The organism is Denitratisoma sp. (assembly GCA_032027165.1).
Classification (GTDB): Bacteria; Pseudomonadota; Gammaproteobacteria; order Burkholderiales; family Rhodocyclaceae; genus Desulfobacillus.
The window spans coordinates 1,767,442-1,790,005 of sequence record JAVSMO010000001.1; the positions used below are offsets into that span (position 1 = coordinate 1,767,442).

23 protein-coding genes are annotated in these 22,564 nt (G+C 64.8%); 15 read left to right on the plus strand and 8 right to left on the minus strand.

Going from position 1 to position 22,564, the window contains the following annotated elements:
* Positions 1 to 38 precede the first annotated feature (38 nt).
* The 5 genes from pcnB to ROZ00_08745 all read left to right on the plus strand — a co-directional run bounded on the left by pcnB (position 39) and on the right by ROZ00_08745 (position 4,095).
* Positions 39 to 1,370, plus strand: a complete 1,332-nt coding sequence (pcnB, locus tag ROZ00_08725) for a polynucleotide adenylyltransferase PcnB (protein MDT3736294.1) — start codon at positions 39 to 41, stop codon at positions 1,368 to 1,370.
* A complete protein-coding gene (gene folK, locus ROZ00_08730) occupies positions 1,367 to 1,864 on the plus strand; it encodes a 2-amino-4-hydroxy-6-hydroxymethyldihydropteridine diphosphokinase (protein MDT3736295.1) in 498 nt (165 codons plus the stop codon). The genes pcnB and folK overlap by 4 nt, the downstream gene beginning before the upstream one ends.
* Before the next feature lie 102 nt (positions 1,865 to 1,966).
* Positions 1,967 to 2,782: a 3-methyl-2-oxobutanoate hydroxymethyltransferase gene (panB, locus tag ROZ00_08735; protein ID MDT3736296.1), complete on the plus strand. Its 816-nt coding sequence runs from the start codon at positions 1,967 to 1,969 to the stop codon at positions 2,780 to 2,782.
* Position 2,783: 1 nt separating this feature from the next.
* Positions 2,784 to 3,611 carry a pantoate--beta-alanine ligase gene (gene panC, locus ROZ00_08740; GenBank protein MDT3736297.1) on the plus strand — a complete coding sequence of 276 codons (828 nt, stop codon included), beginning with the start codon at positions 2,784 to 2,786 and terminating at the stop codon, positions 3,609 to 3,611.
* Positions 3,612 to 3,714: 103 nt separating this feature from the next.
* Positions 3,715 to 4,095, plus strand: a complete 381-nt coding sequence (locus ROZ00_08745) for an aspartate 1-decarboxylase (GenBank protein ID MDT3736298.1) — start codon at positions 3,715 to 3,717, stop codon at positions 4,093 to 4,095.
* 45 nt (positions 4,096 to 4,140) lie between these two features.
* Here ROZ00_08745 and ROZ00_08750 read toward each other — a convergent pair whose 3' ends face one another.
* Positions 4,141 to 5,079 (minus strand): COX15/CtaA family protein, encoded by a 939-nt coding sequence (locus ROZ00_08750; protein ID MDT3736299.1) that lies wholly within the window; start codon positions 5,077 to 5,079, stop codon positions 4,141 to 4,143.
* A gap of 5 nt (positions 5,080 to 5,084) precedes the next feature.
* Positions 5,085 to 6,131 carry a COX15/CtaA family protein gene (locus tag ROZ00_08755; GenBank protein ID MDT3736300.1) on the minus strand — a complete coding sequence of 349 codons (1,047 nt, stop codon included), beginning with the start codon at positions 6,129 to 6,131 and terminating at the stop codon, positions 5,085 to 5,087.
* A 237-nt stretch (positions 6,132 to 6,368) separates the two neighbouring features.
* Between ROZ00_08755 and ROZ00_08760 the strand changes: the two genes are divergently transcribed.
* The 8 genes from ROZ00_08760 (at position 6,369) to ROZ00_08795 (ending at position 13,490) form a co-directional block, all read left to right on the plus strand.
* Positions 6,369 to 6,515 carry a hypothetical protein gene (locus ROZ00_08760; GenBank protein MDT3736301.1) on the plus strand — a complete coding sequence of 49 codons (147 nt, stop codon included), beginning with the start codon at positions 6,369 to 6,371 and terminating at the stop codon, positions 6,513 to 6,515.
* Positions 6,516 to 6,546: 31 nt separating this feature from the next.
* Positions 6,547 to 7,086 (plus strand): hypothetical protein, encoded by a 540-nt coding sequence (locus ROZ00_08765; GenBank protein MDT3736302.1) that lies wholly within the window; start codon positions 6,547 to 6,549, stop codon positions 7,084 to 7,086.
* Positions 7,087 to 7,098: 12 nt separating this feature from the next.
* Positions 7,099 to 8,784: a cbb3-type cytochrome c oxidase subunit I gene (locus ROZ00_08770; GenBank protein ID MDT3736303.1), complete on the plus strand. Its 1,686-nt coding sequence runs from the start codon at positions 7,099 to 7,101 to the stop codon at positions 8,782 to 8,784.
* Positions 8,785 to 8,899: 115 nt separating this feature from the next.
* Positions 8,900 to 9,763 carry an SCO family protein gene (locus ROZ00_08775; protein MDT3736304.1) on the plus strand — a complete coding sequence of 288 codons (864 nt, stop codon included), beginning with the start codon at positions 8,900 to 8,902 and terminating at the stop codon, positions 9,761 to 9,763.
* Between the two features lie 71 nt (positions 9,764 to 9,834).
* Entirely contained in the window at positions 9,835 to 11,406 is a 1,572-nt protein-coding gene (locus ROZ00_08780; GenBank protein MDT3736305.1) for a hydrogenase iron-sulfur subunit, read from the plus strand.
* Entirely contained in the window at positions 11,399 to 11,917 is a 519-nt protein-coding gene (locus ROZ00_08785; protein ID MDT3736306.1) for a hypothetical protein, read from the plus strand. The genes ROZ00_08780 and ROZ00_08785 overlap by 8 nt, the downstream gene beginning before the upstream one ends.
* On the plus strand, positions 11,914 to 13,302 hold the full coding sequence (locus tag ROZ00_08790; GenBank protein MDT3736307.1) for a cbb3-type cytochrome c oxidase subunit I: 1,389 nt from the start codon (positions 11,914 to 11,916) through the stop codon (positions 13,300 to 13,302). Before ROZ00_08785 ends, ROZ00_08790 begins: the two co-directional genes overlap by 4 nt.
* Before the next feature lie 5 nt (positions 13,303 to 13,307).
* Positions 13,308 to 13,490 carry a hypothetical protein gene (locus tag ROZ00_08795; GenBank protein ID MDT3736308.1) on the plus strand — a complete coding sequence of 61 codons (183 nt, stop codon included), beginning with the start codon at positions 13,308 to 13,310 and terminating at the stop codon, positions 13,488 to 13,490.
* On the opposite strand, the gene ROZ00_08800 is transcribed toward ROZ00_08795, so the two are convergent.
* Positions 13,487 to 14,602, minus strand: a complete 1,116-nt coding sequence (locus ROZ00_08800; protein MDT3736309.1) for a hypothetical protein — start codon at positions 14,600 to 14,602, stop codon at positions 13,487 to 13,489. The two genes, ROZ00_08795 and ROZ00_08800, sit on opposite strands and share 4 nt — an antisense overlap.
* 15 nt (positions 14,603 to 14,617) lie before the next feature.
* A complete protein-coding gene (locus ROZ00_08805; protein MDT3736310.1) occupies positions 14,618 to 14,881 on the minus strand; it encodes a DUF2249 domain-containing protein in 264 nt (87 codons plus the stop codon).
* A gap of 167 nt (positions 14,882 to 15,048) precedes the next feature.
* On the opposite strand from ROZ00_08805, the gene ROZ00_08810 reads away from it, so the two are divergent.
* Positions 15,049 to 16,980 (plus strand): FAD-binding oxidoreductase, encoded by a 1,932-nt coding sequence (locus ROZ00_08810; protein MDT3736311.1) that lies wholly within the window; start codon positions 15,049 to 15,051, stop codon positions 16,978 to 16,980.
* Positions 16,981 to 17,044: 64 nt separating this feature from the next.
* Here the strand turns inward: ROZ00_08810 and ROZ00_08815 are convergent, their stop codons facing one another.
* From ROZ00_08815 to ROZ00_08830, 4 genes are all read right to left on the minus strand, one after another.
* On the minus strand, positions 17,045 to 18,292 hold the full coding sequence (locus ROZ00_08815) for a nitronate monooxygenase (protein ID MDT3736312.1): 1,248 nt from the start codon (positions 18,290 to 18,292) through the stop codon (positions 17,045 to 17,047).
* Positions 18,293 to 18,425: 133 nt separating this feature from the next.
* Positions 18,426 to 19,091 carry an alpha/beta hydrolase gene (locus ROZ00_08820; GenBank protein ID MDT3736313.1) on the minus strand — a complete coding sequence of 222 codons (666 nt, stop codon included), beginning with the start codon at positions 19,089 to 19,091 and terminating at the stop codon, positions 18,426 to 18,428.
* A gap of 37 nt (positions 19,092 to 19,128) precedes the next feature.
* Positions 19,129 to 20,145 carry a hypothetical protein gene (locus tag ROZ00_08825; protein ID MDT3736314.1) on the minus strand — a complete coding sequence of 339 codons (1,017 nt, stop codon included), beginning with the start codon at positions 20,143 to 20,145 and terminating at the stop codon, positions 19,129 to 19,131.
* Positions 20,146 to 20,355: 210 nt separating this feature from the next.
* On the minus strand, positions 20,356 to 21,294 hold the full coding sequence (locus ROZ00_08830) for a hypothetical protein (protein ID MDT3736315.1): 939 nt from the start codon (positions 21,292 to 21,294) through the stop codon (positions 20,356 to 20,358).
* A 161-nt stretch (positions 21,295 to 21,455) separates the two neighbouring features.
* Here ROZ00_08830 and ROZ00_08835 point away from each other — a divergent pair, with 161 nt between their 5' ends.
* Complete coding sequence (locus ROZ00_08835) at positions 21,456 to 22,541, plus strand: IS110 family transposase (GenBank protein ID MDT3736316.1); 1,086 nt, start codon at positions 21,456 to 21,458, stop codon at positions 22,539 to 22,541.
* The last annotated feature ends 23 nt before the right edge of the window (positions 22,542 to 22,564 follow it).

The following is a 22,564-nucleotide window of genomic DNA, read 5'->3' on the forward strand; positions in this document are numbered from 1 at the left end:
TGTATCATTGCGCCCTTTCGCAACATCCAAGACGTAGCATGATCCGCAAGCTGTTGCGCCGCGTGTTCAGCAAGGCCCCGCCCACGCACGAACCGGCGCTGATCCCCGTCGAGAAACACCACATCCGCCGCGAGTCGATCTCGCCCGGCGCGCGCCAGACGGTCGCGCGCCTGCAGGAGCACGGCCACGCCGCCTTCATCGTCGGCGGCGCGGTGCGCGACCTGCTCGCCGGCATCGTGCCGAAGGATTTCGACATCGCCACCGACGCCACGCCCGAGCAGGTGCGCGGCATCTTCCGCCGCTCGCGCATCATCGGCCGCCGCTTCCGCATCGTCCATGTCATGGCGGGCGGCGAGACCATGGAGGTGTCCACCTTCCGCGCCGGCAACGACGTCGACTCCGAGACCGACGAGCACGGCCGCGTGCTGCGCGACAACGTCTTCGGCAGCGTCGAGGAGGATGCGGCGCGGCGCGACTTCACCGTCAACGCGCTCTACTACAACCCCGGCGACGAGACCATCACCGACTACCACCACGGCGTCGCCGACCTGAAGCAGAAGACCCTGCGCATGATCGGCGACCCGCGCAAGCGCTACCGCGAGGATCCCGTGCGCATGCTGCGCGCCGTGCGCATGGCGGCCAAGCTGGGGCTGGCCATCGACCCCGCCGCGCGCGCGCCGATCCGCGAGATGGCGGATCTGCTCGAGAACGTGCCGGCGGCGCGCCTCTTCGACGAGATGCTCAAGCTGCTGCTCTCCGGCCACTCGGTCGAATGCCTCAAGCAGCTGCGCGAGGAAGGCCTGCACCACGGCCTGCTGCCGCTGCTCGACGTCATCATGGAGCAGCCGCTGGGCGAGCGCTTCGTCTGGCTGTCGCTGGCCAGCACCGATGCGCGGGTGAAGGCCGGCAAGCCGACTTCGCCCGGCTTCCTCTTCGCCACCCTGCTCTGGCACGAAGTGCTTGCCGCCTGGGAAGCGCGCAAGCAGAACGGCGAACCGGCCATCCCGGCGCTGCATGCGGCCATGGACGAAGTCCTCGACATCCAGGGCGGCAAGCTCGCCATCACGCGCCGCATCGCCGCCGACATCAAGGACATCTGGGCGCTGCAGCCGCGCCTGGAGAACCGCAGCGGACGGCGTCCGCTGCGGGCGATCGAGCAGCCGCGCTTCAAGGCCGGCTACGATTTCCTGCTGCTGCGCGCCGAGAGCGGCGAACTGGACCGCGAGCTGGCCGACTGGTGGCGGACCTTCCTCGACGCCGACACCGATGCGCGGCTGGCCATGCTCACGCCCGAAAAAAAGTCAGCCCGCCGGAGGCGGCGGGGACGCAAGGGCGGCGGGGCAGGCACCGGTCCGGAAGAAGGCGCATGACGGTACGGGCGTATGTGGCGCTGGGCAGCAATCTCGGCGACCCGCAGGCGACCGTCCAGGCGGCGCTGCAGGCGCTGCAGGCGCTGCCCGGCAGCAAACTGGCGGCGGTCTCCTCGCTCTATCGCACTGCGCCGGTCGGCCTGAAGAACCAACCGGACTTCATCAACGCCGTCGCCGCACTCGATACGCAACTCTCCGCCGAAGACCTGCTCGACGCATTGTTCGCCATCGAGGAGCGCTTCGGACGCAAGCGGGAGTTCCACCATGCCCCGCGCACCCTCGATCTCGACCTCCTTCTCCACGGCAGCGAAACGCGCAGCACGGCGCGGCTGACGCTGCCGCACCCGCGCATGCACGAGCGCGCTTTCGTCCTGCAGCCGCTCGTCGAGATCGCGCCGGAGGCGACGATACCCGGCCATGGGCCGGCCGCCGCGCTGCTGCCCGGCGTCAGCGACCAGGTGCTGGCCCGACTTGAAGCCGTGACGGGAAGCTGACGCCGGTCCGTTGTTCCGGCGGGGCCCGCCATGATCCTGCGGGGTTTTTCTGCAGGCGGCGAACGGCTATCATGCGCGCTCGACCCCTCTACGGGCATTGACATGAGCTACCTTGAGAACACCAAGCCAGTGACCCTCGCCGAACTCGCGCGCATGCGCGCCGAGGGCGAGAAGATCGCGGTGCTGACCTGCTACGACTCCAGCTTTGCCGCCCTGCTCGACCGCTGCGGCGTGGACGTCGCCCTCGTCGGCGATTCCCTCGGCAACGTGCTGCAGGGGCATTCCTCCACGCTGCCGGTGACGCTGGAGCAGATGGCCTACCACACAGGCTGCGTGTCACGCGGGGCAAAGCGCCCCTTCATCGTCGCCGACATGCCCTTCGGCTCGTATCAGGAAAGCCCGGCGCAGGCGATGCGCTCGGCGGTGCCGCTGATGGCCGCCGGCGCGCAGATGGTCAAGCTCGAGGGCGGCGCCTTCATGGCGGAGACGGTGCGCTTCCTCGTCGAGCGCGGCGTGCCGGTGTGCGCCCACATCGGCCTCACGCCGCAGTCGGTGCACCAGCTCGGCGGCTACCGCGTGCAGGGCAAGACCGATGCCGGCGCGCAGCAGATGAAGCGCGACGCCGCGGCGCTGCAGGACGCCGGCGCCGCGCTGATCGTGCTGGAGATGGTGCCCGCACCGCTCGCCGCCGAGATCACGCAGAGCCTGACCTCGATGGCCACCATCGGCATCGGCGCCGGCAAGGACTGCCACGGACAAGTACTGGTGCTGCACGACATGCTCGGTATCTATCCGGGCAGGAAGGCGCGCTTCGTGAAGAACTTCATGGAAGGCACCGCCAGCATCGACGACGCCGTCAAGGCCTACGTCGCGGCCGTCAAGGACGGCTCCTTCCCCGCCCCCGAACACTGCTACTGAAATGCAGATCCACACCACCATCGCCGGCTTCCGCGCGGCGCTGAAGGGCGCCGGCCGCGTCGCCTTTGTCCCCACCATGGGCAACCTGCACGAAGGCCACATCGCCCTCATGCGCCAGGCGGGCCCGCTCGGCGACTGCGTCGTCTCCAGCCTCTTCGTGAACCGCCTGCAGTTCGGCCCGAAGGAGGACTTCGACAAGTACCCCCGCACCTTCGAGGCCGACTGCGAGAAGATGTCGGCGGCCGGCGTGTCGCACCTGTTTGCGCCCGACGAGCGCGAAATGTACCCGACGCCGCAGGCCTACCATGTGCAGCCCGACCCGGCCCAGGCCGACATCCTCGAGGGCGAATTCCGCCCCGGCTTCTTCCGCGGCGTCGCCACGGTGGTGATGAAGCTCTTCTCCATCGTGCAGCCGCAGGTGGCCGTCTTCGGCAAGAAGGACTACCAGCAGCTGATGGTCATCCGCAACATGGTGGGCGAGTTCGCGCTGCCCATCGAGATCGTTCCCGGCGAGACGGTGCGGGCAGACGACGGGCTGGCCCTGTCCTCGCGCAACGGCTACCTGTCCGCGGCCGAACGGGCCGAGGCTCCCCGGCTGTATCGGGCTCTGGAAGCCGTTCGGCGGGCCATACAGGCCGGAGAACGAGATCTGGCGCGGCTTGAGCAGGGGGCCATGGCGGAACTCCGCGCCCATGGCTGGATTCCGCAGTATGTTGCGGTGCGAAAACAACTTGATCTACAATTGCCAGCCGCTCACGATTCTAGGTTGGTGGTGCTGGGCGCGGCACTCCTGGGGAGCACGCGCCTGATCGACAACCTGGAAGTTTAGGGTACCGTCTTGCGCTCAGGCCGTCGGTGCACCAGCAGCGCACCTTGCGGGAGAGGAAACCGCAACCTGCCAGCTACTGAGACTGAGAGAAGGAGCGACCACGATGCAACGGACGATGTTGAAATCCAAGCTGCACCGCGTGACGGTTACGCATTCGGAACTGCATTACGAAGGTTCCTGCGCGATCGATCAGGATCTGCTCGATGCCGCGGACATCCGCGAGTACCAGCAGATCGACATCTACAACGTCAATAACGGCGAGCGCTTCACCACCTATGCCATCTCCGCCGAGCGCGGCAGCGGCATCATTTCGGTGAACGGCGCTGCGGCCCGCAAGGCCGCGCCCGGCGACCTGCTCATCATTGCCACCTATGCGATGTACGACGAGGCGGAACTGGCGAAGTTCGAGCCGGATCTGGTTTACGTCGATTCACGGAATCGCATGATGAACCAGCGTCACAAGATTCCCGTGCAATTGGCCTGACCGAGGCCCCTTGGGAGTGAAAGCCCGCGCGACCCGCGGGCTTTTTTATTTCCGGACTGCGTGCATCAGGCTCGCCGCAGCGGCGAGCAGGAGGGCCGCGCCGACGTTGTGGGCGACGGCCAGCCAGAGCGAGAAGCCGCTCGCCACCGTCAGCGCGCCGAGCAGGCCTTCCAGCAGCAGCAAAGTCAGTACCGCCAAGGCGGTGTTGCGCGCCCGCCGCACGTTACGCAGGCGCAGGGCCACGACGGCAAGCAACGCGGCCGCCAGCACGGCGGCGTAGCGATGCAGCAGGTGCAGCGTAACCCCGCCGGCCTCGCCCGGCCCGGTCGGCCCCGCCAGCGTGACAAAGGGATTCAGCGCGGACCAGCCGGCCACCGGCCACCATACGCCCGGGCAGCCGGGCAGCGTGCCGCAGGCCGGCGCTGCGTAACGGGCGCCGATGAGGCCACCGAGCAGCACCGTCAGCGTCAGTGCCGCCAACGCAAGCCGGCAAAACGGCCCGCCCGGCCCCTGATCGACCCAACGCGACGGTTCCGAGGTGATCGCCACCCTCCAGGAAAACGTCACCAGGCCGAGGCCGCCGATCAGGTTGATGAAATTCACCCATGCCATGCGCGGATCCGCACTCCAGACACCGACGACCGACAGGAACAGCATCAGCGCCAGCAGGAGGGTCGCGTATCGGGCAGCCGGCTGCAGGGGCTGCGGCCGCCAGCAGCGCCACACCAGCACGATGCCCGCCAGCAGCGCCATCGTGGCGACAATGCGATGCGCGAGCCGCGCGCCCACCCATGGCGCGTTCGACACACCGGCCAGGACGCTTCCATAGCAGGCGGGCCAGTCGGCGCAACCGAGGCCGGCGCCGGAGAGGCGCAAGTAGGCACTGACCGTCACGACCAGAACGGACAGCACGCAGGTGAAGACCGCCAAGGCGCGGATGCGCCGGGTGCGCAGGTACAGCGAAGTATCGGATGCGAACCCCATCCGGCTCAGGAAGACCGCAATTGGGCCGGCACCCGGAGTTCGTGGTTGAGCCAGAGGAGGGCCGCCATCAGCACCATGGACCCTCCCTGATGCGCGGCGCCCAGTGCAACCGGGACGGCATGCAGCACCGTCAGGATGCCGAGCGTGATCTGCCCGGCCAGCACGGCCAGCATCAGGGTGGCGACCCGTTGCGCCCGCAGGCGATCGGGAAACTGGCGCAGCCTGATCCAGAACCAGGGCGCGAGGAAGGCCAGCAGCCAGGCGCCGAGCCGGTGATCGAACTGCACCGTCGCCATGTTGTTGAAGAAGTTCAGGTACCAGGGCTCGATCATGAAGATTTCCGGCGGCACGAAATGGCCATTCATGAGCGGGAAGGTGTTGTAGGCCTTGCCCGCCCGGATGCCGGCGACGAAGCCGCCGGTGACGACCATGTAGCAGGCCAGCACGAACAGCCAGAAGCCGAGGCGCTGCAGCCGGCGGTAACCCTCATGGGCGAAATAATGCGAGCGCTCCTCGATCAGTCCCAGCGCCACCCACATCATCGCGATAAAAATGATGAAGGCGAGCGACAGGTGTGCAGTGAGCCGGTACTGGCTGACGCGCGGATCGTCCACCAACCCGCTCTTCACCATGTACCAGCCCATGGCGCCCTGCAGGCCGCCGAGGATGAAGATGCCGACCAGCTTAGGCACCAGCTTGCGATCGATCTTGCGCCGCAGCAAGAAATAGAGGAAGGGCACAAAGAAAACCAGGCCAATGGTCCTGCCGAGCACGCGATGGAAATATTCCCACCAGAAAATACCCTTGAATTCATCGAGGGACATGCTGTGGTTGACCTGCTGGTACTCCGGCGTCTGCTTATATTTTTCAAAGACTTCGAGCCAGTCGGCCTGGGTCAGGGGCGGCAGGGTTCCCACCAGCGGCTGCCATTCGACGATGGACAGCCCGGAGTGCGTCAGGCGCGTTACGCCACCGACGACCAGGGTGGCAAAAACCATGGCGGAGCAAAGAAAAAGCCAGATCGCGATCTGGCGGCGCGCAACGGGATTCATTTTTCGGAAACCGGTGTTTTTCTGCGATTTTACGGCTTGAAATTTGAACCGAAATTATATGCGACAACGTGCCGCACTGCCGCATGCAAGTGATTGCGTATTTGGGCGTTTCTTAACCTAGATCAAACTATTCATATTACCTCCGGCGTAGCTTATCGCCCGTTAAATCCCCGTAGTTTGTCTTTCGGAAAATTTGTCGAAAAACCGCCGTCCGCGGCGCAAAAAAAGGAGGCTTAAATGGCTGATCAAGAAGAACGCGTACCCGTCATGCAGCAGGTGCTGGACAATCCGTTCCTGCTGCTGTTTCTGGGTATCACCATCCCCACCGTGCTCTACATCCTGTGGGGCGTGATGGAAATCGCCAACATTCCGGTCGCCAGCTGACCGGCAGCCTTTCATTTTCAGGGAGAAACTGATGAGCGCAATCCTGCCGCCCGCAGACCGGATCTGGTGGAAGCACCCGATCGACAAGCTGGAGTACACCTGGATCGCCATCGCGCTGATCTGGTCGCTGACCATGTTCGTGATGATGATCTGGTGGCATATCTACGGCAACCAGAACCTGGCCAACGAAACCTACAAGACGACCAAGGAGATGTACGCCGCCAAGACGCAAGCCGTGGTCGACAAGTACACGGTGCGCACCGAGACCGACAAGCAGATTCCCGTCGTCAAGCCGCCCGCCGGCTCCGACATCTACCTGATCGGCCGTCTCTGGGACTGGTGGCCGATCTACGAGCTTGAGAAGGACAAGACCTACAAGCTCCACCTCTCGGCGATGGACTACATGCACGGCTTCTCGCTGCAGCCGCAGAACATCAACATCCAGGTGCATCCGAACTACGACCACGTGATCAAGATCACGCCGAACCAGGCCGGCACCTACTCCATCGTCTGCAACGAATACTGCGGCATCGGCCATCACACGATGGTCGGTCGCATCTACGTGAAATAAGGGGGCGCGTAAATGGCTACGACTTACCGCATCTGCCCGCGTTCCGGGCTGCAATTCGACACCGAGGCCGAGAAGCTGATGCGCTTCCACGCCGTCGCCGGCGTGCTTTCGCTGCTCGTCGGCGGCATCATGGCGCTCGGCGTCATCCTGACGCGCTGGCCGGCCGTTCACCTGCTGTCGGCCGACACCTTCTACATGGTGCTCACCGCGCACGGCATCGACATGCTGATCTTCTGGATCATCTTCTTCGAGATGGCCGTGCTGATCTTCGCCTCCTCGACGCTGCTGCATTGCCGGTTGGCGACGCCGAAGCTGGCCTGGGCCGCATCCGTGCTGATGGCCATCGGCGCAATCATGACCAACGTCGCCATCTTCCAGGGCGAGTCGAGCGTGATGTTCACCTCCTACGTGCCGATGCAGGCCAAGTGGCATTTCTACCTCGGCCTGATCCTGTTCGCCGTGGGCGCGCTGATCATCTGCTTCATCTTCCTCGGCACCCTGGTGATCGCCAAGGCGGAGAAGACCTATGAAGGCTCGATCCCGCTGGTGACCTTCGGCGCGCTGACCGCCTGCATCATCGCCATCTTCACCATCGCCGGCGGCGCCATCATCCTGATCCCGACGCTGCTCTGGTCGCTCGGCTACATCCGCGAGATCGATTCGCTGATGTACCGCGTCGTCTGGTGGGCCATGGGCCACAGCTCGCAGCAGATCAACGTCTCCGCCCACGTGGCGATCTGGTACGCCATCGCCGCCATCGTGTTCGGCGCCAAGCCGATGTCCGAGAAGGTGAGCCGCTCGGCCTACTTCCTCTACATCCTGTTCCTGCAGCTGGCCTGCGCGCACCACCTGCTGTCCGACCCGGGCATGGGCTCCGAGTGGAAGGTGGTCAACACCTCGTACTTCATGTACTTCGCGGTGCTGGCCTCCATGATCCACGGCATGACGGTGCCGGGCGCCATCGAGCAGGCGCAGCGCCTGAAGGGCTACAACAAGGGCCTCTTCGAGTGGCTGCGGAAGGCACCCTGGGGCAACCCGGCCTTCTCGTCGATGTTCCTCTCGCTGATCGGCTTCGGCTTCCTTGGCGGCATCTCCGGCGTCATGATGGGCGCGGAACAGCTGAACATGCTGATCCACAACACCATCTACGTGCCGGGCCACTTCCACGCGACGGTCGTCATCGGCACCACGCTGGCGTTCATGGGCCTGACCTACTTCCTGGTCCCGGTGCTGTTCAAGCGTGAAGTCCTGTTCCCCGGCTTCGCCAAGATCCAGCCCTATCTCTTCGGCCTCGCGATGTACGTCGTGGCGCTGGTGATGATGGGCGCCGGTACCCTGGGCGTTTCCCGCCGTCACTGGGACATGGCCTTCGCCGGCGCGCCGATGGCCTACGAGTGGCCGGGTGCGGCCTACCTGATGATGGGCCTGACGGGCATCTTCAGCTGCATCGCCATCGTCGGCGGCGCAGGCTGGATCCTGCAGATCGTCCTGTCCATCCTCTTCGGCAAGAAGCTGGAGGAAGGCGAGACGCGCAGCACGCCGATCCCGCTGACCCTGCCGGCCCCGACCCCCGGCGGCGCGGCGCATCCGCCCGCCACCCCGGGCACGCTGGTGCTGGCCCTGATCTTCCTCACGGCCTTCATCCTGTACTACTTCGTGAACTGGAAGTACCTGTCCTCCCTGTGGGGTCTGGCGTAATACCGACCGCCCCGGCCGCAAGGCCGGGCGATCCGGAAAAGGGCCGCGCAAGCGGCCCTTTTTTATTTGATCTCTTCGCTTGACGCTGCGACGTACGACAGAGATCATGCGGGCCATGCGAATTTCACGATACACGCGGATTTTCTGTTCTGCGCTTGTGCTTTCCTGCTGCGCCACGGTGCTCGCCGCCCAGCATGACGGCAAGGTCGCCTCGCGCCCGCTCGATCCGGCAGCGGCGCCAAACGTGGCGGTGCTCGACGAGGAAAAGGCGCTCAAGCTGTCGCAATCCGTCGTCAACCAGCCCATCGGCGATTTCACCCTGCTCGATCGCAGCGAGAAGCCGGTGCGACTGGCGAATTACCGCGGCAAGCCACTGCTGGTCAGCTTCATGTACACCGGCTGCTTCGATGTCTGCCCGACCACCACCAGGAACCTGCAGAAAGCCGTCACCAACACCGTCGCCGTGCTCGGTGCCGACCGTTTCAACGTCGTCAGCATCGGCTTCAACCAGCCTTTCGACTCGCCGTCCGCAATGAAGGCGTTCGCCGCGCAGAACGGCATCGTCTTTCCGAATTGGGAGTTCCTCAGTCCGGCGCCCGCCATCGTCGACGATCTGACGAAAAGCTTCGGCTTCAGCTATGCGCCGACGCCGGCCGGCTTCGACCACATCGTGCAGGTCACGATCGTCGATGCCAATGGAAAAGTCTATCGGCAAATCTACGGCGAGGCGCCCAGCGCCGACCTGCTGGTCGAGCCGCTCAAGCAGCTCGTCACCGGCGCGCCCGTGGCGCAGACCGGCGCCATTGCCGACATCCTCGACCGCGTGCGCATCCTCTGCTCGATCTACGACCCGAAAACCGGCCAGTATCGGGTCGACTACGCCCTCATCGTCGAGATCGCCGGCTTCCTCACCTTTTTCCTCTACATCAGCTGGTATATATGGAGAGGCCTGCGCAGCAAGAAATCCGAGGGCGTTTGACTCCGGTCAAGTCGCCGAAAGCTTCAAGTTAATATCATAAAACTCTAATAAACCCGTCCGCGGGCCCCGACGTGAGTCTGTCCAGTTCCATCCGCCAGGGCGGCCTCGCCCTGATGCAGCGCATCGAAAGCTTCTTCGATGCCTTCTTCGGCACCGCCGCCAATCCGTGGCGCCACTTGGGCGCGCTCGGCTTCTATTTCCTCTGGATCGCCCTCGCTACCGGCATCTACCTTTTCATCGTGCTCGACACCGGCATCGAGGAGATCCACACCTCGATCGAGTACTACACCCACGAGCAATGGTGGCTGGGCGGCATCATCCGCAGCCTGCACCGTTATGCCGCCGACGGCCTCGTGCTGGTGATGCTGCTGCACATCCTGCGCGAATTCCTCTACGGCCGCTTCTACGGCTTCCGCTGGTATTCCTGGATCACCGGCGTGCCGACGGTCTGGCTGGTCTACGCCTCCGGCATCGGCGGCTACTGGCTGGTGTGGGACCAGCTCGGCCTGTTCTCCGCCGTCGCCAGCGCCGAGTGGTTCGACTGGCTGCCGATCTTCAGCACGCCGGCCACGCGCAACTTCCTGCCGGGCCTGCTCACCGACCGTTTCTTTTCGCTGCTGGTGTTCCTGCACATCGGCATTCCGCTGTCCCTGCTGCTCGCCCTGTGGGTGCACATCCAGCGCGTCTCGCAATCCGACGTCTTTCCTGCACGCGCCCTGTCCCTCGGCACGCTGGCCATGCTGATCGTGCTGGCGCTGGTCAAGCCGACCGTCTCGCACGGCAAGGCCGACCTCTCCATGGCATCCAGCACGCTCCACATCGATTGGTACTACCTGTTCATCCACCCGCTGATGTACGCCACCTCGCCGGCGGGTCTGTGGGCCATCGCCGGCCTCCTCACCCTGCTGCTGCTGGCCCTGCCGCTGCTGCCGCACCCGAAGCAGGGTCCGGTCGCCGTCGTCAATCCGCCCAACTGCAACGGCTGCCGCCGCTGCTTCGTCGATTGCCCCTACGGCGCCGTCGCCATGCTGCCGCACCCGGACAAGCCCGGCCACGAGCTGGCGCGCGTGATTCCGGATCTGTGCGCCTCCTGCGGCATCTGCGCCGGCGCCTGCCCCTCCTCCACCCCCTTCCGCAGTGTGGACAAGCTCGTCACCGGCATCGACATGCCGCAGCAGCCGATCGGCGCATTGCGCGAGGAGATGGAACGCAAGATCGCCGCCCTCAGCGGCCCGGTGAAGATTGCCGTCTTCGGCTGCGAGTGCGCCGCCCAGGCATCCCGTCTCGAAAATGCCGACACGGCCGTGCTGAACCTGATGTGCACCGGCCTGCTGCCGCCCAGCTTCGTCGAATACGCCCTGCGCAGCGGCGCCGATGGCGTGCTCGTCACAGGATGTCGCGAAGGCAGCTGCGCCTACCGCTTCGGCACGCAATGGACGGAGGAGCGCCTCACCGGCCGTCGCGAGCCGCACCTGCGCCCATCGGTGCCGTCCGAGCGCCTGCGCCTTGCATGGGCGGACGGCCACGAAATGAGCCACCTCAAGGCGGCACTCGATGATTTCCGCAAACATTTGCAGACTTTAAGCGCGGACGAAAAACGCCCGCGCGCTTATACTCCCCGGAGGATCGCCCAACATGGTTAGCAAATCGCCCACCAACCCGCTGGTGCTCGCAGGCCAGGCCCTTTTCTATGGCTTGTTCGCCGTGATCATCGGCTACTTCTCCACTTCGCCCGACTTCACCCACATCGAACCGGGCAAGTCCCTCATCAAGCTCTCCTTCAGCACCCAGGGCGAGCCGGTCGGCGAATGCCGCGAACGCACGCCGGAGGAACTCGCCAAGCTGGCGCCGAACATGCGCGCCACCAGGATCTGCCCGCGCGAGCGCTCCCCGATCAAGGTCAACATCGCCCTTAACGGCGAGCCCTTGTTCGAAGGCGTGGCACAGCCATCCGGCCTGTCCAAGGACGGCGCCTCGACCCTCTACAAGCGCTTCGAGGTGCCGGCAGGCGAACACCTGATCTCGGTAAAGATGAACGACAACGCCCGCATCCCGGACTTCAACCACGTGCGCGAAGAGAAGATGACGCTGAAGCCGGCGCAGATCCTCGTCATCGACCTGCGCAAGGACCGCGGCGGCATCTTCTTTGAATGAGCCTGGCCGCACTCGCCCAACCCGCTTCCGCCACCACCGACTTCAGCCTGCCTGAGGCCGACGCCCGACTGGCCGGCGTGGCGCGCGGCTGGCTCTGGCTCGGCCTGCTCGCCCTGATCGGCTCCGGCGTCCTCTCGATCGTCCTCGTCCTCTCGCGCGCGCCGCAGTTCCAGAACCTCCTGCCGGCCGGCGACTTCTTCCGCGTCACCCTGGTGGTGCACGTCGATCTCTCGGTGCTGGTGTGGTTCGTCTCCCTCGGCGGCATCCTGTGGACCCTCTCCGGCGGCACGCGCGCCCTCGGCCTCAACCGCGCCGCCCTCGCCGTCGCCGGACTGGGCACCCTGCTCATGACGCTGTCGCCCTTCATCGGCCGCGGCGGTCCGGTGATGGCCAACTACATTCCCGTGCTGGAAGACCCGGTGTTCCTCTGGGGCCTGGTGATCTTCGGTGCCGGTTCGGTGCTGCTGGTCGCGCGCAGCCTGCTCGCCGCGCCTGCATGGTCGGTGCCGCAGAACGGTGCCGAGGCGCTGCAGGCGGGCCTCACCCTCGGCCTGCTGCCGGCCGTCATCGCCATCGTCGCCTTCGCCTGGTCCTGGCTGACCATGCCGGGCGGACTCGACGGAAAGGCCTATTACGAGATCCTCTTCTGGGGCGGCGGCCACGCCCTGCAGTTCATCTGGACGGTATTCATGCTGGTCGCCTGGCTGTGGCTGGCAAGCGCCTGCGGCGCACGCGTGCCGATGAGCCCGCGCGTCGCCGTGCTCTGCTTCGCGCTTGCCACGGTGTGCGCGCTGGCGATTCCCGTCGCCTACCTGCTGTGGCCGGCCCATGCCGTCGAGCACCGCAACCTGCTCACCTTCGCCATGGGCCTTGGCGGCGGATTGCCGATCCTGCCGGTGGCCCTGGCCGTGCTGCTGGCGGTGCGTCCCGGCCAGCCCATCGCCGACGAGGCGCGCCCGCTGCGCGCCGCGCTGTATTCCTCGATCGCCCTGTTCTGCTTCGGCGGCCTGATCGGGTTCACCATCGCCGGCAGCAACGTCAAGATCCCGGCGCACTACCACGGCTGCATCGTCGGCGTGACGCTGGCGCTGATGGGGCTCGTCTACCACCTGCTGCCGCGCCTCGGCTACGGCATGCCTTCGCGCAAGTGGGCGACGTTCTCCTCCTACTGCTATGCGGTGGGGCAGGCCATGCACATCGGCGGCCTGATGTGGTCGGGCGGCTACGGCGTGCAGCGCAAGGTGGCCGGCGCCGAGCAGGCGCTGAGGAGCACCAGCGAGATCGTCGCCATGGGCATCATGGGCATGGGCGGCCTCGTCGCCATCATCGGCGGCTTGGTCTTCGTCGTCGTCGTGCTGATGGCGATCCGCCGCGCCAGGCATTGAGCGCCATGGCCGAGCCGCGGGACATCGCCGAAGCCGTGCGCCGCGCCTGCGTCGAGGCGGCGCTGGAAGCCTACGAGGATGCCCAGATCCGCGGCTTGTGCCGCGAGGGTGCGTGGGAAGTCGCCATCGAGGCAGTGCGCACGCTGGACGTCGCGGCGGCGATTGCCGCCGCCGAAAAGAAGGATTAGCGCTTCGCCGACACCGGCAGCGCCTGCGCGGCGAAGGCCGCCAGCGCAACGGCCGCCAGCCAGGCGCCCGGCGCCCAGCCGAACGCCACCAGCCAGCCGGCCACCACAAAAGTCAGTCCCCGCAGCACGGCGAAGCGGCCCAGCCGCACGCGCGCGGCGCGGTGCCAGTCGGTCTGCACGCCGGGCCTCAGCCAGATCGGCAGCAGTTGGCTCACGGCGCCCGTCACCAGCGGCAATAGGAACGCCAGGAAGAAACCGAAGACGGCATCGCCTCCTTCGAGGCGGCGCTGCGCGTGCAGCGCGCCGAAGGACAACAGCGCCAGCAGTCCGGCCAGCGCCAGCGCCAACGAGGGCGCGGCACCATGCGCGCGCAGGATCTCGGCGGGGAAGCGCGCCACCCAGGCCGTGCCGAGGAGTGCCACCGGCACGAACAGCAGCAGCGCGCCGAGATAGGCGGCGGGCTGCCACCACGCCGAGCCGGCCGCGATCAGCAGCACGCCGGTCAGCGCCGGCGCCAACATGCGGCGCAGCCAGCCGGCCGCGTCCGGATCGGGCCGCCCGGCGGCGGTGGGCAGCAGCACGGCGAGCGTCCCTAGAGCGGTGAGGCCGATGAAGCCGAGCGTGTTGAGGTGGAGATGGAGCAGGCGCAATGCAGCGCGCTGCGCGGGCAACGCCGGCATCGCCAGCACCGCCGCCAGGGCGAGCGCGAGGCACAGCACCGCTGCGAGATACCAGTACAGGCCGGGATGCGGCGCGCCGAGCGCGGCACGGCCGCGGCGCACGATCCAGACGGCCATGACGAGCGCGGCGATGAAAGCCAGTCCAGCGCCGGCGTGCACCAGCGGGTTGAACCAGGCCGGCTGGAGGAAAGCGAGCGCCGCCAGGACGCCGGCGGCGAGAAACGCCAACGGCAGCCGCCGCATCGCCGGCACCGGCGCGCCGCTGCGCGTGAGCACCGGCACGAAATGCAGCATGGCCCCGAAGATCAGCGGCAGGATGCCCGCCGCAAAGGCGACATGCGCCGCGGCGGCGGGAGATGCCACGCCGGAGAGGATCAGTCCCAGCGCCGTCGCGAAGGCGACGACGGCGGCGGCGACGAGAAACGGCAGCACGGGGCGCCGCCCCGATCAGGCCTGCTTCTTGATGAAGTCGATGACGATCGCGCCCGGCTCGCGCTGCACGTACTGGATGTCGACCTTCTCGCCGTAGCGGGCGCGCAGCTGGTCGAGCAGCGGCAGCGGATCGTGGTCGTTGCAGAAACGCATGGTCTCGCCGGCGAACAGCGCATCGAGCGCGCCGAAAATGGCGGCATGGCGGAAGCGCTTGGCGATGCCGCGCGCGTCGAAGGGATAGAGCTGGTCGGCTTGCAGGTGCAGGTGCGGATGGTTCATATCTATTCTCCTGTCGGGGTTATTCGCCACGCAGCATGCATGGCGGCGAGATTGTCCTTGCCGCATACTTCAGCGGCCTTGATGCAAATCATGGAAGGTAAATTATTAAACCCTTATATTCCCGCACATTCCTTAAGGTTATCGCCGCCCCACCCCGGAAGCCCGCAATGCTCAAACTCATACAAAGAACGCTGCAATGGTTCTTCATGCGCGTCGAAGGCGTCTTCAACATCGCCTTCGGCGACAAGCTGAACCCGCTCTACCACCTCGGCACCATCACCTTCTGGCAGTTCTGGCTGGTGTGCATCAGCGGTCTCTACCTCTTCGTGTTCACCGATACCGGCGTCAACGACGCCTACCAGTCGGTGCAGGAGCTCACCCATGACCAGTGGTGGGCCGGCGGCATCATGCGCAGCGTGCACCGCTACGCCACCGACGGCATGATCCTCACCATGCTGCTGCACATGGTGCGCCACTTCGCCTTCGACAAGTACCGCGGCTTCCGCTGGTTCTCCTGGATCACCGGCGTCGTCCTCATCTGGCTGATGTACATCACCGGCATCAACGGCTTCATGCTGGTGTGGGACCAGCTGGCCCAGTTCGTCACCGTCGCCACCGCCGAGATGCTCGACTGGTTCCCGATGTTCAAGGGCGTGGTGATCCGCAACTTCATCTTCGAGGGCCACGTCAACGACCGCCTGTTCACCCTGATCGCCTTCATCCACCTCGGCGCGCCGCTGCTGGTGCTGATGCTGATGTGGATCCACGTCCAGCGCGTGCCGCGCGCCCACATCAACCCGCCGAAGGCCATCGCTATCTGGGTCACGCTCACTTTCGTCGTGCTCTCGCTGGTCAAGCCGGTGGTGAGCCAGGGGCCGGCCAACCTGTCCGTCGAGGTCGGCCAGATCGACTTCGACTGGTTCCTGCTGGCGATCTACCCGCTCATCTACGACTGGCCGCTCGAGTACCTGTGGGGCATGCTGTTCGGACTGACCGGCCTGCTCTACCTGACGCCCTGGCTGCCGCCGAAGCGGCGCGGCAGCGCCAAGGCCGAGCTGGACATCAGCGTGCATCCCGACAACAGGACGGTGAAGGCCCGCTTCGGCGAGACCATCCTCGACGCCGGCCTGCGCGGCGAGATCAACCTGCCCTACGAATGCCGCAACGGCGGCTGCGGCATGTGCAAGTGTTCCGTGCTGCAGGGCGAGGTCGACCCCGGCATCTACCAGCCCAGCGTGCTCAGCCCCGCCGAGCGCGCCATGGGCAAGGTGCTGATGTGCTGCGCCAGCCCGCTCACCGACATCGAGATCGAATACGAGCCGCAGTTCGCCCTGGCGCGCGCCCCGGTGAAGGAATACGTCGGCGTCGTCGACAAGCTGGAGAAGCTGACCTACGACGTCATGGGCGTGACGATCAAACTGCCCGAGGGCCAGCACATCGCCTTCACCGCCGGCCAGTACATCAACATCATCCTCGAGGACGGCGAGCGCCGCGCCTTCTCCTTCGCCAGCGCGCCGCACGAAGCGCAGAACATCGAGCTGCAGATCCGCCTGGTGCCGGGCGGACGCTTCACCACCCACGTCTTCGAGAAGATGAAGGTGGGCGACCCGATCCGCTTCGAGGGCCCGCTCGGCGACTTCGTGCTGCGCGAATCGAGCCGGCCGATCATCTTCGTCGCCGGCGCCACCGGCTTCGCCCCGGTGAAGAGCATGGTCGAGGACGCCTTCCACCGCGGCCTGAAGCGGCCGATCCGCCTCTACTGGGGCGTCAAGCAGCGCCGCGACATGTACCTCGCCGACCTGCCCGAGCAGTGGCAGCGCGACCACGACAACTTCAAGTTCATCCCGGTGCTCTCCGAGCCGGGGCCGGACGACGCCTGGACCGGCCGCACCGGCCTGGTGCACGAGGCCATCCTGCAGGACTTCCCCAGCCTCGCCGGCAACGAGATCTACGCCTGCGGCTCGGTGAGGATGGTCGAGGCGATCTTCCCGAAGCTGAAGGACCAGGGCGCCGAGGAAGGCATGTGCTTCTCCGATGCCTTCACGATCTCGGCGCGCTCGATGGCGCTGCAGGTGCCGGCGGAGGAACCGAAGGTCTGAGACGCCATTGCCGAAATGAAAAACGGCCTCGCAAGAGGCCGTTTTCTTTTGAGGAGGCGGGGCTTCACTCCGGCAGCGCGACCTTGCCGTCCTTGCTGTACTGGTAGTCGCGGAAGATGTGCTCTGCGCTGAGCAGCTGGTAGCTGCCGTCCTCGAGCTTGCGCGAGGTGTCCTTCAGCCGGTAGGTGTAGTGGCCGCAGGTCCAGCAGTCGAAGTTGCGCATGTGGGTGCACAGGCAGGTCTTGTCCCACACCTCGAGCTTCTTGGCCCCGGGATGCAATGCCACCTCGCGGTAGTAGGCGTCGATGTAGGCGCAGTGGCCGCTCGAGTCGAGCAGGTAGCCGTAGGCCTCGCAGTTCGGCCGGATGCCCGAACCGATGGCCGGGCTGCTCTTCAGCATGCGCATCGGATAGCCGGTCGGCGAAATGCCGTTGACCTCGATGTCCTCCTCGCCGGCCTTGAAGTACTCCTGCTGCACCTTCGCCGGCAGGCCGCATTCCTTGGCGACGGTGAAGCGCGTCGCCACCTGCACGGCGGCCGAGCCGGTGTCCAGATAGCTCACCGCATCCGTGCCGGTGAAAATGCCGCCGGCCGGGATCACCGGGATGTCCAGCTTCTCCTGGCGCAGCCAGTCGAGGATTTCCGTCGTGATGACGCGCAGGTCGTACTTCATCCAGTCGTCGAGGCCGAAGCCGAGGTGGCCGCCGGCGAGCGGCCCCTCCACCACCACGTAGTCGGGCAGCCGCCCGGTGCGCGCGCTCTTGCGCAGGAACAGCTGCAGCGCACGCAGCGACGAGACGATGATGCCGAGCTGGACGTCCTTGAAACGCGGATGGTCCTCGATCAGGCCGAAGGAGCCCAGGTGCAGGCCGGCGGCGAGCGTGATGCCGTCGATGCCGGCGTCCATGGCGGCCGTGAGGCGCACGCGCAGCGTCTCCTTCGGCGCGTTCATGGTGAGCTTTTCCATGCAGTTGATGAAGATCAGCCCGTCGCCGCGCTTCGCCTCCATGGTGGTCTGCACATGCAGCCGGGTCGCTTCGGCGACGTCGGCGAGGTCGAACTTCACCTCGGACTTGTCGACGTTGGCGACGTTGTGCTTGTAGCGCTTCTGCTTGACGCTGACGAACTTGGTGTCGTAGCGGCGGTCGGAGACCGTCTTGATCATGGCGTCCGAGATGTGGCCGACGCCGCCCAGGCGGGCCGCCTCCAGCGCGAGTTCCGCCGTGGAGATGTCCACGCCCATGCCGCCGATCATGATCGGCACCAGTTCCCGTCCGCCGAGCCGCAGGCGGAAATCATCCACGCATTTCATCGAAGCCTCTGGAATACAGCCGGAACGGGCGGACTACCCCCGGCGCAAAAGGCGACATTTTACGCCATGGCCGGGCGCTTACACCCGGAAAACGCGGAATTTCAATGCTAACTAAAGGGATATCCGGCCGCCGTCATTCCCGCGGAAGCGGAAATCCATGAGGCCCGGCGCGTACGAACGCCGCAATATCCCCGGCCACCTCCCGGGAATTCATGATGAAGGTATGCAGGGACGGCACCGTCCGCAGCGGAACGCCCGGCAGCCGCGTCTCGTCGAGCGCCAGCACGCCATCGTTCGGCACGTCGCCGAAGGGCCCCAGGCGGCCGCGCGGGCCGCCCGTGCCAGCGTAGATGCGGGTCGGCACCGCCGGCACCGGCAAGGCCTCCATGAAGTCCGGGCTGGCCAGCTTCTGCCCCATCTCCCCGGTGAAAAGCCTGTACAGGCGCCGGGGCGCGAATTTCCGCGCCGCCCGGCTGGCGCGCGTCGGCGGCGCCAGCAGGAAGCAGCCGAGCGGCGGACGGGCCAGCCGCGGCAGGGCGGCGCGGATCAGCACGGTGCCGAGCGAATGACCGACGAGCACAAAGTCAGTCCCCGCAGCACGGCGATCGATGAACGCCCCGAGCCGCCCGACGCAGCCCTCCCACCCCTCCAGCGCCGCCGAATAGGCGAACAGGTCGGGACGCAGCCCCGCCGCCCGCAGGCGCGCCGCCAGCACCAGCATGGCAGCCGGTGTGCGGCCCATGCCGTGGACTAGGATGGCGCGGATGGGTTTGCTGGCTTGGGGCTGCACAAAAAACATAGGAATGATCTGTTACCTATGTGCCCAGACTTTTTTGTTACCTATCACCCCGACCGGTCAGTCTGCGGAGTTGAAAGATCGTGCCATCCGAGAATTGGCTCAAAGCGTTATCGGGTTCGCTGTAGCTGACTGACTCAATCTTTTCAAACTCGGCGTCCTCTAAAATCGCTGCAATGACCGTGGAATCTATTCCTGCAACGCACTCGTACTTTACGTCCTCAAGAGTGACGATGCGGCGTTGTACTTGATAGCGGCGATTTCCCTCGGAAACTGTCTCAAGCGAACTCGTTTCTCGTTGAAAACTCCCCTTAAATTCGTCGAAGGCCGACTCAATCTTGGTGTCGCCACGAGTTGGAGGAGCGTAACGCGCAATCATGTCGGGGTACTCAGATGCAATCTTTCTCTCAAGCGTGAACTTTGCTGCCAAATACTTCAGGTAAGAACTGGCTGAGCTCTTGCAGCCTACAAACTCAAGGACTTTCTCAATGTGCAGCAGTTGCGCGTGGCCTTTATCTGGCGGGACGATATCTGGAAGTTCAGGGTCAACAAAAAAAGAGAAGCTCGGAAACGCCCTCGGGTTGCTACAGAAATATGAGGCAATAGCGATTTTTCGTAACGCTGGCTCAGGGTAGTTCTTCACCTGACCGATTGCTTTTTCAATGGTTGGAATTACGGTTTCGAGTCGGCATGTGCCTTTTGCTTCATACAGAAATCGTTCATCCTTGCTATTGAACCCCTCAAAATCTGGACGCTTTTTCGACAGCTTTCGATTTTCTGGAATTTGGCAAATCGTGGACCAATCAATGTCAAACAAATCCACCATCAAAAGAGAGGCCATTGCAACGCCGAGATCTTCAGAGTGGCGCCTCTTGAAATCAGATGTGCCGAAATTGAGGGTTATGAATTTGCTCTTTGGCGCTTTTGAGAAGAAATCCATGACCGTCACGAGGTGAGGAGAGAGGTCGGCTCCGAAACGATTTGGATTTGACCCAAGCACCAAGTGGGCGTGCGTGAAGCGGGCAGGATCAAGAGACAACAGGTAGTCATGCTCCACCACATGCGCAAGCGACCCGCATGATGGGATGAGGTGATTAAGGACTTGCGGCGGGACGGATGAACTGTCAAAACGGACGTAAGTGTTTAGCATAGTGTGAGATTTAATTTGAGCGGCTAACGTAGAGCTCACCGGCGCTGCGCGGCTTTATCGCGCAGCGTCCAGCGACCGGAGGGAGCGAGATTGAGCGCCATGTTAGACAGCAGCCCGTCACATCCATCGTTTCGCACGCACCCTTCGAAAGGTTTGCTCAAAGTGTTCGCTTTGCGTCCGCAAATATTCTTCAATGTGATCGAAATTGACGACATCAACCCAGCCTTGAGTGTCACCGAATGTTCCAAATTGAATCAACCTAATCCACTTGAGCTCCTCTGGATCCGCCAATTCGGCTGACCAGAGCCGACTCTGGATAACAACAATCGGAAGGTACTGGTTTATTCTGCACGTGTGGCTCTCAATGGCGCCCATGGCACTTGGAAAAGGTAGCTTTAGGCGCCGAGCAACTTCGAGATCAGTACCGAGGTCAGCTGCCAGTCCATCCATTTTTTCGGTTTTCGCGGCGGCTACTGCTGATCGGAGTGCTGAAGTAGCCCGCCATAGGACGGAATTGTCGAGACCCTTATCGGACTTTCCGTTCGTCTCTCGGAACGCGGAAAAGCAATGTTTTACCGGAGGCGGTTTTACGCGAAGCACAGATGTACGCATAGTGCTCCGCGGGAACGCAATTTTTTCTAACTTGTGAAGGAAGTCTAAGACGTCTTCATGCTCCATGTGAAACCTTGATAGTTGCTCCTCGACCCGCTTAAGCGTTTCCTCGCTGTAGCCAATCCAATATTCATTGTTTCCGAAGGCAGCGGGCATTGCCGTTGATCCTGCGCAAAGAATATGAAAGTCACTGTTCGACTTCACTTCTATGAAGAGATTCACTTTCGCCACGAGATCGCCAGCCTTGCGCGGCTTCTTCCAGTAGCCAGAGGCGACGACATCTAGCTCTCGTAACTTGTCAGTCTTTCCATCGTGGTAGTACGGACTCTGCGTAGTACGCCACCCCAGTCGCGCCAAACAAGCAGCGACCTCCTGCTCAGCTCTGAGCGACTTGAAGGCCTCGGAGGCTTTAAGAATCTCCTTGAGACTCGCGCGATCTGTCATTGCTGGCTAACGTGGAGGTCACCGGCGCTGCGCGGCTTTATCGCGCAGCGTCCGGTGGACTGATGGGATGGACTCCCCCTTTTTGTTGTCGCACATTGTGCGCAGCTGAGACTCATTGGACGTGGGGATCAGCACCTATCAACTCCGAGGGGGAATCCAGAATGCATACTACTACCGTTGCCGTCGATCTTGCAAAATCCGTCTTCCAACTGGCCGTGGCCGATGCCCATTGGCGCGTGACCGAGACCCACCGCCTGACCCGCACGCAGTTCGAGCGCTGGTTTGCCAACCGCGAGGTGGGTCTCGTCATCATGGAAGCCTGCGGCTCGGCACACCACTGGGCGCGGTGGCTGAACGGCCAGGGCATCGAAGTGAAGCTCCTGCCGGCGGCCTATGTCCGCGCCTATGTCCGGCGCAACAAGACCGACGCGGCCGACGCCGCGGCGCTGCTGGAAGCGGCGCGCGCCGCCGACATCGTGCCGGTGCGCGTCAAATCCGTCGAACAGCAGGCGCTGCAGGGCCTGCACCGCACCCGCTCCCTGTGGATGGGCACGCGCACTTCCCGCATCAACGCCCTGCGCGGCTTCTGCCGCGAGTTCGGTCTGGCGATCCCGGCGGGTGCACGCACCGGCGTGGAGGCGATCAGCCGGGTGCTGGCCGACCCGAACTCGCCCGTGCCGACACTCATCCGCCGCACGATGCAGCTGCTCGTCGAGGAGATCCGACTGCTTGAGGCGAGAATTGGGCAACTGGAGCGCGAGCTCTCCATCCTGGCCAAACAGAGTCCCGCCTGCACCACGCTGCTCTCGGTCCCGGGCATCGGGCTTTTGACCGCCACGGCGATGGTAGCGGCCACCGGCGGCGAGGTGGGGCATTTCAGGAGCGCGCGCCACTTCGCCAGCTGGTTCGGGCTCACCCCCAAGGAATCCTCCTCGGGTTCCACGCGCCGGCTCGGGCGCATCTCCAAGCGCGGCGACCGCTACCTGCGCATGCTGCTCACGCACGGGGCGCGCTCGGTCTTGCGCGCCGCCACGGTGGCGCGGCGCGCCGGGCGATCCGTCGATGGGCTGCGCACCTGGGCCACGGCGCTGGAGGGGCGCAGCAACCACAACAAGGCCGCCTGCGCGCTCGCCAACAAGCTGGCGCGGATCTGCTACGCCACGCTAAGAGACGGTGCGCCCTACGGGCAGCCGGCAGCGCGCGGGCCGCGCAAGATCGCCCGCACGTCCTTCGCCATCGCCGCCTAGGTCTTCAGGAATCAATGAACCTG

Bases quoted from the DNA above. Each gene is read 5' to 3' on its own strand.
- ROZ00_08805 (MDT3736310.1), bottom strand. From the start codon at position 14,881: ATGAACCATCCGCACCTGCACCTGCAAGCCGACCAGCTCTATCCCTTC.
- ROZ00_08750 (MDT3736299.1), bottom strand. From the start codon at position 5,079: ATGGGGTTCGCATCCGATACTTCGCTGTACCTGCGCACCCGGCGCATC.
- ROZ00_08755 (MDT3736300.1), bottom strand. From the start codon at position 6,131: ATGAATCCCGTTGCGCGCCGCCAGATCGCGATCTGGCTTTTTCTTTGC.
- ROZ00_08790 (MDT3736307.1), top strand. From the start codon at position 11,914: ATGAGCCTGGCCGCACTCGCCCAACCCGCTTCCGCCACCACCGACTTC.
- ROZ00_08815 (MDT3736312.1), bottom strand. From the start codon at position 18,292: ATGAAATGCGTGGATGATTTCCGCCTGCGGCTCGGCGGACGGGAACTG.
- ROZ00_08775 (MDT3736304.1), top strand. From the start codon at position 8,900: ATGCGAATTTCACGATACACGCGGATTTTCTGTTCTGCGCTTGTGCTT.
- ROZ00_08765 (MDT3736302.1), top strand. From the start codon at position 6,547: ATGAGCGCAATCCTGCCGCCCGCAGACCGGATCTGGTGGAAGCACCCG.
- panC (MDT3736297.1), top strand. From the start codon at position 2,784: ATGCAGATCCACACCACCATCGCCGGCTTCCGCGCGGCGCTGAAGGGC.
- ROZ00_08835 (MDT3736316.1), top strand. From the start codon at position 21,456: ATGCATACTACTACCGTTGCCGTCGATCTTGCAAAATCCGTCTTCCAA.
- ROZ00_08785 (MDT3736306.1), top strand. From the start codon at position 11,399: ATGGTTAGCAAATCGCCCACCAACCCGCTGGTGCTCGCAGGCCAGGCC.
- ROZ00_08820 (MDT3736313.1), bottom strand. From the start codon at position 19,091: ATGTTTTTTGTGCAGCCCCAAGCCAGCAAACCCATCCGCGCCATCCTA.
- ROZ00_08745 (MDT3736298.1), top strand. From the start codon at position 3,715: ATGCAACGGACGATGTTGAAATCCAAGCTGCACCGCGTGACGGTTACG.
- ROZ00_08810 (MDT3736311.1), top strand. From the start codon at position 15,049: ATGCTCAAACTCATACAAAGAACGCTGCAATGGTTCTTCATGCGCGTC.
- ROZ00_08770 (MDT3736303.1), top strand. From the start codon at position 7,099: ATGGCTACGACTTACCGCATCTGCCCGCGTTCCGGGCTGCAATTCGAC.
- folK (MDT3736295.1), top strand. From the start codon at position 1,367: ATGACGGTACGGGCGTATGTGGCGCTGGGCAGCAATCTCGGCGACCCG.
- pcnB (MDT3736294.1), top strand. From the start codon at position 39: ATGATCCGCAAGCTGTTGCGCCGCGTGTTCAGCAAGGCCCCGCCCACG.
- ROZ00_08795 (MDT3736308.1), top strand. From the start codon at position 13,308: ATGGCCGAGCCGCGGGACATCGCCGAAGCCGTGCGCCGCGCCTGCGTC.
- panB (MDT3736296.1), top strand. From the start codon at position 1,967: ATGAGCTACCTTGAGAACACCAAGCCAGTGACCCTCGCCGAACTCGCG.
- ROZ00_08830 (MDT3736315.1), bottom strand. From the start codon at position 21,294: ATGACAGATCGCGCGAGTCTCAAGGAGATTCTTAAAGCCTCCGAGGCC.
- ROZ00_08760 (MDT3736301.1), top strand. From the start codon at position 6,369: ATGGCTGATCAAGAAGAACGCGTACCCGTCATGCAGCAGGTGCTGGAC.